Below are 9,877 nucleotides of genomic sequence, written 5' to 3'. Positions count from 1 at the left end.
CAAGGTCGCCCTCGTCGCCGCCATGCGGAAATTCATCATCATGATCAACACTATTCTCAAAAGACGAACCCCATGGAGCGAACCGCAACAACACGGTTGCTGAGGTGCCCCTAAGGGGCCCCGAAGGACGAGGCCGGCCACCTTCGTTTCACCCAGCAATATCAGCGCACCACCCGCCCTCGTGGTTCGAGACGGCCCTGCGGACCTCCTCACCATGAGGGCTGATCGCTGTGCTTGCCGCGGCGTCAATCCAGGCCGGAGCCTCCAAGCGGGCATACACCGAAGCTTGACACATCTCCCCACACGCCCTTAGCATCCGACCCGCGTCTCCCAACCACCGGGAGGTCACGCGTCCAGCCGTAACAACGGACAGAGGTTCCAATGCGCCGAGTCACTTCTCACGAAAATCACATCCGAATTTCCGAGAAGTTGGTGGTTCATGCGCACTTTGAATCTGGGCATCCTCGCCCATGTGGATGCAGGCAAGACTAGCCTTACCGAAAGACTGCTTTTCAACGCCGGCGTCATCGACAAGCTCGGCAGCGTCGATACCGGCGATACACAGACGGACAATCTCGAACTCGAGCGGCAGCGCGGCATCACGATCCGGGCCGCGGTGGTGTCGTTTAAGATCGGCGACAGGATCGTCAATCTGATCGACACGCCCGGCCACCCGGATTTCATCGCCGAGGTCGAGCGGGTGTTGGGATTGCTGGATGCGGCGGTCGTCGTCGTTTCGGCGGTCGAAGGCGTGCAGGCGCAGACGCGCGTGCTGGTGCGGGCGCTGCGGCGGCTCGACGTGCCCTTCTTCTTCTTCGTCAACAAGGTCGATCGGCTCGGCGCCCGCTATCAGGAGGTGCTGGAGGCACTTGCCGCGCAACTTTCCGTCCGGCCGATCGCCATGTCCACCGTTATCGATGCCGGCAGCAAGCTTGCCCGGGTGGAGGCGCTCGCTCCGAGAGATGAGCCGCTTTTTTCGGCGCTCTGCGAGGCGCTCGGGGAAAATGACGAGGCGCTGCTCGATGACTATGTGCTCGCTCCCGATCGGCTGACCAAGGAAAGGCTCGGGCGCTCTCTGGCCGATCAGGTGGCGCGCGGCCTCGTGCATCCCGTCTTCGCGGGTGCTGCGATGACAGGCGCCGGCATATCAGCCCTGGCATCGGCCATCGCGACGATCTTGCCGGCGCGACAACCCGATGCGGATGGTCCGGTCGCCGGCAAGATCTTCAAGATCGAGCGCGGCTGGGGCGGAGAAAAGCTGTGCTATCTCTCGCTGACCTCGGGCACGGTATGGCTCCGGCAATATCTGGATCTGCCGAAAGGCCCTGGGCGGGTGACGGCGATCCAGCTGTTCGAGAATGGCCGGATCCATGGCGCCGATAGCCTCCGCGCCGGGCAGATCGCACGCGTCAGCGGCCTGGCCGGAGCGCGGATCGGCGACGCAGTGGGCGGCGATCGGTTTTCCGGCGGGCAGGCTCACTTTGCGCCGCCGACACTCGAAACCCGCGTGCTTGCCCGCCGCCCGTCCGATAAGGCGGCGCTCTGGCTGGCACTGAACCAGATGGCCGAACAGGACCCGTTGATCAATCTGCGCCGCAACGAAGAGACGGACGAGGTGTTCGTCTCGCTCTATGGCGAGGTGCAGAAAGAGGTGATCCAATCGACGCTGCTGACGGATTTCAGTCTCGATGCCAGCTTCGAGGAAAGCACGGTCATCCTGGCCGAGAGACCTGTGGGAATCGGGACCGGCCTACAGATCCTCTTCAAGGAACCCAATCCGTTTCTCGCGACCGTCGGGCTGCGCGTCGAGCCGCGTCCTGCCGGGGCCGGCAACAGCTTTGCGCTCGAAGTGGATGTCGGCCAAATGCCAGCAGCCTTCTATCGGGCGGTCGAGGAAACCGTGTTCGAGACGCTGAAGCAGGGAATTTTCGGCTGGCAGATCATCGATTGCCATGTGGCGATGACGGCGGCCCGGCATAGTTCGCCGGCAAGCACCGCCGCCGATTTCCGGCAGTTGACGCCCTGGGTGCTGGCCACGGCGCTATCGGCCGCGCGGACCGCGTTATGCGAGCCGGTCGACCGCTTTCATCTCGAAGCGCCGGCGGAAAGTCTAAGCGGCGTGCTGACCTTGCTTGCGAGATCAGCCGCGACGACGACGGATTCGGTGATTGCCGATGGCGTCGCCCGGCTCGAAGGCACCATGGCGTCTCAGATGGTGCCGAGCGTCCAGCAGCAATTGCCGGGGCTGACGAGCGGGGCGGGAACCATGGAAACCGCTTTCGATCACTATGCGCCGGTGGCCGGGCCGCCACGCCTGCGCCGGCGTTCGGGGCCTGATCCGTTTAACGGGGTGGAGTATCTGCTGCGGTTGCGAGGGGGTGTATGAGAGCGCATTTTGGTCATGGATGGGCCATGCCGGTCGGAATCCGGCTACGGGCGGGTGTTCCGAGGTAGCGGGCGGGAGCGGCGTTTGCGGGTGATGCTTCGAGGCTCCGCCCCACGGGCTGCGCACCTCAGCATGAGGGCGGTGGAGTTTGCCGCTTAAAAAAGGCGGCTCTTTCGAGCCGCCTTCCATTATCCTCAGGCTGCCAGCGAGGCGATGTCGATGACGAAGCGGTAGCGGACGTCGCTTTTCAGGACGCGTTCATAGGCTTCGTTGACCTGGTCGATGTTGATCGTCTCGATCTCGGAGACGATGTTGTGCTTGCCGCAGAAATCCAGCATTTCCTGGGTTTCCTTGATCGAGCCGATCATCGAACCGGAGATGCTCTTGCGGCCGGGAATGATCGAGAAGGCGTGCACCGGGATCGGATTCTCAGGCGCGCCGACGACCACGAAGGAGCCGTCCACCTTGAGGAGGCCGAGATAGGCGTTCCAGTCGATCTCGGCGCTGACGGTGCAGATGATGAGATCGAACGTGCCGGCGAGCTTCGTGAAGGTTTCCGGGTCGTTGGTGGCGTAATATTCCTTGGCGCCGAGCTTCAGACCGTCTTCCTTTTTGGAAAGGCTCTGGGAGAGAACGGTAATGTCGGCGCCCATGGCCGAGCCCAGCTTGACGCCCATATGGCCGAGGCCGCCCATGCCGACGATCGCGACCTTCTTGCCGGGGCCGGCATTCCAGTGGCGCAGCGGCGAATAGAGCGTGATGCCGGCGCAGAGCAGCGGCGCGGAGGCGTCGAGCGGCAGGTTGTCCGGAATGGACATGACATAGCCTTCCCTAACGACGATCGAATCGGAATAGCCACCCTGCGTCCTCGTTTTGCCGTCAGCTTCGAAGTCATTGTAGGTGCCGCTGAGACCCGGCATGTACTGTTCGCGGTCGAGGTCGCGCTCGGCGCAGCCGATGCAGGAATCGACGAAGCAGCCGACGCCGACGCGGTCGCCGACCTTGAACTTGGTGACGGCAGAACCGACGGCCGAGACAATGCCGGCGATCTCATGGCCGGGCACGATCGGATAAACGGCGTTCTTCCACTCGTTGCGGACGGTGTGGATGTCTGAATGGCAGATACCGGCAAACTTGATGTCGATGACGACGTCATCGGGGTTCGGGTTGCGGCGCTCGAAGGTGAAAGGGGTCAGCGGCTTCGAAGCGTCGGTGGCGGCGTAGCCTCTTGCAATAGGCATGGGAACCTTCCTTTTCGTTTGGGAGGGGTTGAGCGGGATGGCGGACTATTGCCCGGAACGGCGCGAGAGGGTTAGAGCGATCCTCTCAGCTTTTTGCACGATCCTGCAAAAGTGAGACGCCTATCTGTTTGCGAAACGGCCGAGGCACTCTAGATAAGAGCGGTATCGCCGGCGTCGGACAATGGACAGAAAGAGTTGCCGCATGACTTTGCCCTTCAGCCCCTATCAGGAAATCGTCGACATCGCGATGCGCTTTGCGCCCGGCGACGGTGAGTTCTCGACTCCAATCGGCAATCTTCATGTCAGCCGTCGGTCCAAGCCGAGCGATCCCTTGCACAGCAGCTACCGGCCCTGTTTCGCCTTCGTGCTGCAGGGGGCGAAAAGCCTGCAGCTCGGCACGGAGCAGATCAGCTACGGCACCGGGGATTATCTCCTGACCTCGCTCGACCTGCCGGTCGCCTGGCGCGTCACGGAAGCGAGCCCCGAGGTGCCGCATCTCTGTCTCGGGCTGGCAATCGATTCCGAGAAGCTCTTGGAGCTGCTCAGCCGCATCGATATCCCACGCCCGGCCGCTCATACCGACGGGCAGCGCGGGATGGTGGTGAACGTCGCGCCGCCGGAGCTCATGGATGCCGCCGTCCGCCTGCTGCGTTTGCTCGATCGTCCAGGCGATATTCCCGCCATGGCGCCGCTGATCGAACAGGAAATCCTTTACCGGGTGCTGACCGGGCCGCACGGCGCGCGGCTGATCAATATCGCCACGGCAGACAGCCACAGCAACCGGATCGCGCGCGCCGTTGCCTGGCTGAAGGAGAATTTCGCGCGGCCGCTACGCATTGAGGATCTTGCCGAACGCGTCAATATGAGCGCGTCCTCCTTCCACCATCATTTCAAGTCGGTGACGGCGATGACGCCCGTCCAATATCAGAAGCAGCTTCGCCTGCACGAGGCGCGCCGGCTGATGCTGGTCGAGCGGCTCGACGCCGGCACGGCCGGCCACCGAGTCGGTTATCAGAGCCCGTCGCAGTTCAGCCGCGAATACAGTCGCCTCTACGGCGCGTCACCGGCCCGCGATATCGACGGCGTGCGCGAGATCATCGCGGCGGAATAACATTGGGGACGCCGGCGCGGCTGCCCTCCAGCCATTAAAGGATGTTTGACCTTTCCCGGTTAGGCTGGCGCCATCCATTAAGAAGGCACCGCCGTCCGCATGACGCAAGCACCGTTACTTTCCATCGTCGCGCCTTGTCACAACGAGGAAGAGGGCCTGCGCGAATTCTGCCGCCGCGCCGCCGCTGCCGCGCAGAGCGCAGCGGGCGATGCCTTCGAACTCATTCTCGTCGATGACGGCTCGTCGGACGGCACCTGGGAAATCATTTCGGATCTGGCAGCCAAGGTGCCGCAGGTGCTCGGCGTCCGTCTCCTGCGCAATCACGGCCACCAGCTAGCATCGACGGCAGGTCTTGCGGCGTCGCGGGGCGAGCGCGTGCTCCTGATCGACGCCGATCTCCAGGATCCGCCCGAGCTGTTGTTGATGATGATGCCGATCATGGAGCGCGGCGCCGACGTCGTTTACGGTCAGCGCACACGTCGCGAGGGTGAAACCTGGTTCAAGCTTGCCTCCGCTTCGCTTTTCTACCGTGCGCTCTCCAGGCTCGCTTCCGTGACCATCCCGCGCGACACCGGCGACTTCCGGCTGATGCGCCGGCGCGTCGTCGATATTCTTCTGGCGATGCCGGAGCGTGATCGTTTCATCCGCGGCATGGTCAGCTGGATCGGCGGCCGGCAGGTGGCTCTGCCTTACGAGCGGGACGCCCGTTTTGCCGGCACGACGAAATATCCGCTGCGCAAGATGATCAATTTCGCCCTCGATGCGATCACCAGCTTTTCGACGACGCCGCTGCGCATCGCCACATGGCTCGGCATGATCAGTGCCGGCGTTGCGATCGCGCTGCTGGTCTATACTTTCATTCGCTGGCTGCAGGGCGAAACCGTCACCGGCTGGTCATCGATCATGGCCGCCGTCAGCGCCTTCAGCGCCATCCAGCTGATCTGCATCGGCATCATCGGCGAGTATCTTGGCCGTCTCGTCCAGGAGAGCAAGAGGCGGCCGATGTTCATGGTCGAGACGATCCTGCGGGGCGGCGACCAGGCTGAACTGCCGACGGCTTTTTCGGAAATGAGTGCTGGCGAGCGGCGCGCCGCCCTGGATTCGGCCTTCGCGCCGACAGAGCCGCCGCGGCCGCAAAAGAGCAACCGGATCAAATAATGAATCGAATTGCTGCGCCTGTTCATGATTTGGCCGGGCGGGAGGATTTGATCGCCCGGCAAGATTCCAACATTGCGATCGCCGTGTTCGTCGCGCTTGCGGCTGCATTGGTCGTCCTGTTTCACTTCCCGCCGGTTCTCGATTACGCCAATCACTACGCCCGGATTTGGCTGCTTTCGGGCGGTATCGGCGAGCCGCCGTTCCCTGAGATCTATGCGATCGATTGGAACCGCACCTTCACTAATGTCGGAATCGATCTTCTCGCCGTCTGGCTGGGGCCGCTGGTCGGCGCCGACCAATTGGCGAGGGCATTGCTCTTTCTGGCGATCGTGTTGCCGCCGCTTGGTGCGATCGGACTGCATCGCGCGCTGTTCGACGGCCGGCACTATTGGCAGATCGCCATGCTGTCGTTCGGCTGGTGCGCCACGATGATCGGCGGCTTCATCAATTTCCAGATCGGCCTCGGCATGGCCTTGTTCTTCTCGTGCATCGATCTGCGGCTGCAGGTCGGAAATCCGGTCTGGCTTTTTGCCTGGCGGCTCGTCGCCGCGCTGCTGCTGACGGTGATGCACATCTTCTCGCTCGGGTTCTATATCGCGATCGTCTGCGGCCTCGAATTTTCCTGGCGTTTCGACATATTGCGATCGAAGGCGGGGTTGGCGACGCTCACCGGCCGTCTGGCGCTGGCGATCAGTGCCTGCGTCCTACCGCCGCTCGCTTTGTACCTCCGCACTGCTGCTTTACCGGATGCCGGCGGGAGCGGCCTTGGACTTGCCTGGAACGATGGCGTCATCCTGATCCTGATAAATCTTGTCTCCGCCATCACGACCTATGTTCCTTTGGTGGATGTCGTGCTGATTCTGCCACTGATCCTCATCTGCACGCGGGCCGCACGTGCGGGCGACATGCAGATGCATGCCGGGCTTGCCGTCACCGCCTGCGGATTGTTGCTTCTTTCCTGTATTTCGCCGCGACACGCTCTCGGCACCGGCTGGATCAGCTGGCGCTTTCCGATCATGACGGCGCTCGTCGCCATGGCGATGGTCTGCCCCTTTGCCAATTTGACGCGCCGGCAGGCGCTGCCGCTGGCGCTGGTCATCAATCTCGCGGTCTTCGGCCGAGCCGGCTGGATCGGCTGGAATTGGTGGCTGGCGCAGAAAGATGTCGCGGCTGTCGAGGCTGTGCTGAGAAAGATACCCGCCGGCGCGGCCGTGCTGCCTCTGGGGCATGAACCGGAGACCGCCAGCAGCCTTGCCCATTCCAATCGGCACTTTGCCTGGGGATTGGATACCTTCCGGCATTTGCCGACGCTCGCCGTGCCGTTCTCGCATGCTTTCGTGCCGACGCTCTTCACGGCAAAGGGTAAGCAGCCGCTTTCCGTCCTGCCGCCATGGTCAGAGATCGCGGTTCCCGAGGGCAATCTGGTGTCGATCGGCGTACTTTTATGCCCGGCAATGATGCGGGAGTATGAGGGCTTTACGCCCTATCTTTCAGATTGGCGCAAGCGTTTCGATTTCATCCTCGTCGCCAATGCCGATATCCCCGACCGCTATGTCGGCAGCTCGATGCCGGCGGGACTGACGCTCATCGAGGATGCCGGTTTCGCGAAGCTTTATGCGATCGACAAGGTAATGCCGTCGGAACCTCTCTCGATCCCGGCCGGTTGCGCCAGGGCGTCTTAGACTAGGCTACCGATGCCGTGCATGTTCGGCTCTACGAACTGCCGCTCGTCCTGAGCTCGCCAGCAAGCTGTTGTGCCTGTCGTGCAGTGTCTTCATCGCAAATCAACACGTTGCCGAGACCGGACAGCAGCACGGCTGCGATAGCCTGCGCCTTGTTCAAGCCGCCTGACGCGAAGACGACATTGGGAATGGCGCGCAGGGCTTCCAGCTCGGGAGCGATCGCGCACCTGTTTATCGCGTGGTCGATCGGCCGCCCGATCTTATCGACGAACTGGCCGAGCACGTCACCACAGGCACCGGCTGCGAGCAATTCCTCAATGTTGATGTTGCGCGGCAAGCCGTAGCGCATCAGCAGCGAACGCTCGGTCATGTCGCCGATGCTGAGCACGATGACGTCATTGGTCTCGATCTGTCGAAAGGCCGATTCAAAAACATCCTGTCGGACGATTGCCGTCCGCGATTCCGGGCTGCCGGCATAGATCGGCGCGGCAAGATAGGAGCATTCCGCATTGAGCTGGCGGGCAAGGTCGCTCGCAATGTCAAAGGTATTGATTTCGATGCCGTGCGTCAGCCCGCCCATGACCGAATTGACGCAGATATCAGGCCGTTTGAGGGAGGGCATATGACGCACCATCTCGCGGAGTGTCGCTCCCCACCCGACGCCAACGCCGCGGATGCCGCCGCCGTTCAGCAGCTGAACGAGATAATCGGCGGCCGCCTGGCCGAGCAGGACGGGAATGAGCTCCTCGTCCTCCGGTGTCGGTACGATGATCGCGCGGTTGAGAGAGAATTCCGCCGCCAGTTGCTGCTCCAGGGCGACGCAGGACGTCAGTCGGGAATTGAGGGTGATCGTTACAAGGCCGGATCGGCGCGCCTCGGCGATGATCTTGTTGACGCGAAGCCTGTTGGTCGAAAGTGCTTCCGCGATTTCGCCCTGGGTGCGTCCCTCCATGTAATAGAGCCAGACCACGCGCACCTGCATCTGCTCGTCCGGGAGGGCTACGGGCGCGGAAGAAGCACTTCTGTTCTGTGACATGCGATAATCTGCGCCTCCGCTTCGACGCCATGGATCTCAAATTCCCGGCGCTTGTCAATCGTAGGGGGCCGTCGTCAGGCCGCTTCACCTCGGTCAGTCGGTTCGCCGGCCGGTCGATTTGTTGAAAGGATGCGAAGCTTCCATTCGAACATGACACGAAATGCGATCGTTTTCCCGCAGACGTCGATCGGTAGGCACGCTCGCGACGATGCGCTTCCGGCTGTCGTCGATGCGCAGATGCACGTTGTTCTCATCTCCGACGGTTTCGATCAATTCGATGTGGGCATCGAACCGGAGATCATGCGCCGATCCGGTGCCGAGGTTGATCGAACCAGGTCTGATGCCGACGAGATCCGTGTCTCTCGGAAGCGCGAGGTCGCTGGGGCCGAGTTCGTCGAGATCGATCAGGTTCATCGGCGGGGAACCGATGAAGCCGGCGACGAAGACGGTTTCGGGACGGCGATACACCTCGATCGGTGTCCCGATCTGCTCGATTCGGCCGCCGTTCATGACGACAAGCCTGTCGGCGAGGGTCATCGCCTCGAGCTGATCGTGTGTCACATAGAGGCTGGTCGTCTTGAGCTGCCGCTGGAGCCTGCGGATTTCGACGCGCATTTGCACGCGAAGCTTCGCGTCCAGATTGGACAGCGGTTCGTCGAAGAGGAAGGCGGCGGGATCGCGGACGATGGCGCGGCCCATGGCGACGCGTTGGCGCTGTCCGCCCGAGAGCTGACGGGGGCGGCGCTCGAGGAACTCGCCGATCTCCAGGATGCTGGCTGCGTCAGCGATCCGCCGGTCGATCTCGTGGCGAGGAACGCGGCGGTTCTTGAGTCCGTATTCGAGATTCTGCCGAACGGTCATGTGAGGATAGAGCGCGTAGTTCTGGAAGACCATCGCGATGTTGCGGTCGGCCGGATCGACATGGCCAACGTCGTTGCCTGATATCCTGAGGTGCCCGGAGCTTATGGCTTCGAGGCCCGCAATCATCCGCAGCAAGGTCGATTTTCCGCATCCCGATGGCCCGACCAATACAATCATTTCGCCGTCCGCGACAGTCAGATTGATCCCTTTCACCGCCGGAACCGGTCCGTAGTTCTTCTTCAGGTCGATCAGTTCGATAGCCGCCATGGCATCCTTCCTCCGAGGTCGTCATACATTTGTAACACGCTATTGACATTTGTAACAAGTGACCCCAACCTTGTTTTATCGCCACTCTGGGAGGGGTTGACCGGCGCTCGACGCACCGGTCGGCGAACAAAGGCA

Annotated in this window: 7 protein-coding genes and 1 pseudogene; 5 read left to right on the top strand and 3 right to left on the bottom strand. The window is 62.3% G+C overall.

Annotated features, from left to right (window positions below; genetic code table 11):
• Nucleotides 1–103: pseudogene (locus tag QWJ46_RS31360) on the top strand (IS110 family transposase); the annotation flags it as partial.
• Nucleotides 104–439: 336 nt separating this feature from the next.
• Nucleotides 440–2,386: a translation factor GTPase family protein gene (locus QWJ46_RS28820; RefSeq protein WP_302755725.1), complete on the top strand. Its 1,947-nt coding sequence runs from the start codon at nucleotides 440–442 to the stop codon at nucleotides 2,384–2,386.
• Nucleotides 2,387–2,580: 194 nt separating this feature from the next.
• Here the strand turns inward: QWJ46_RS28820 and QWJ46_RS28815 are convergent, their stop codons facing one another.
• Entirely contained in the window at nucleotides 2,581–3,627 is a 1,047-nt protein-coding gene (locus QWJ46_RS28815; protein ID WP_184460113.1) for an NAD(P)-dependent alcohol dehydrogenase, read from the bottom strand.
• Nucleotides 3,628–3,829: 202 nt separating this feature from the next.
• Between QWJ46_RS28815 and QWJ46_RS28810 the strand changes: the two genes are divergently transcribed.
• The 3 genes from QWJ46_RS28810 to QWJ46_RS28800 all read left to right on the top strand — a co-directional run bounded on the left by QWJ46_RS28810 (nucleotide 3,830) and on the right by QWJ46_RS28800 (nucleotide 7,578).
• Entirely contained in the window at nucleotides 3,830–4,738 is a 909-nt protein-coding gene (locus tag QWJ46_RS28810; RefSeq protein WP_302755721.1) for an AraC family transcriptional regulator, read from the top strand.
• A 99-nt stretch (nucleotides 4,739–4,837) separates the two neighbouring features.
• Entirely contained in the window at nucleotides 4,838–5,896 is a 1,059-nt protein-coding gene (locus QWJ46_RS28805; protein ID WP_184460111.1) for a glycosyltransferase family 2 protein, read from the top strand.
• A complete protein-coding gene (locus QWJ46_RS28800; RefSeq protein WP_302755718.1) occupies nucleotides 5,896–7,578 on the top strand; it encodes a hypothetical protein in 1,683 nt (560 codons plus the stop codon). Before QWJ46_RS28805 ends, QWJ46_RS28800 begins: the two co-directional genes overlap by 1 nt.
• 31 nt (nucleotides 7,579–7,609) lie before the next feature.
• Here QWJ46_RS28800 and QWJ46_RS28795 read toward each other — a convergent pair whose 3' ends face one another.
• The gene (locus QWJ46_RS28795) at nucleotides 7,610–8,614 is read right to left on the bottom strand and encodes a sugar-binding transcriptional regulator (protein WP_302755716.1); all 1,005 of its coding nucleotides are present in this window, start codon (nucleotides 8,612–8,614) and stop codon (nucleotides 7,610–7,612) included.
• 93 nt (nucleotides 8,615–8,707) lie between these two features.
• Complete coding sequence (locus QWJ46_RS28790; protein ID WP_302755714.1) at nucleotides 8,708–9,742, bottom strand: sn-glycerol-3-phosphate import ATP-binding protein UgpC; 1,035 nt, start codon at nucleotides 9,740–9,742, stop codon at nucleotides 8,708–8,710.
• Nucleotides 9,743–9,877: the final 135 nt, after the last annotated feature.

Origin of the sequence: Rhizobium sp. CBN3 (assembly GCF_030518245.1) — a bacterium.
Taxonomy (GTDB): Bacteria; Pseudomonadota; Alphaproteobacteria; order Rhizobiales; family Rhizobiaceae; genus Rhizobium; species Rhizobium aethiopicum_A.
This window is presented reverse-complemented; position numbering and strand designations above follow the sequence as displayed.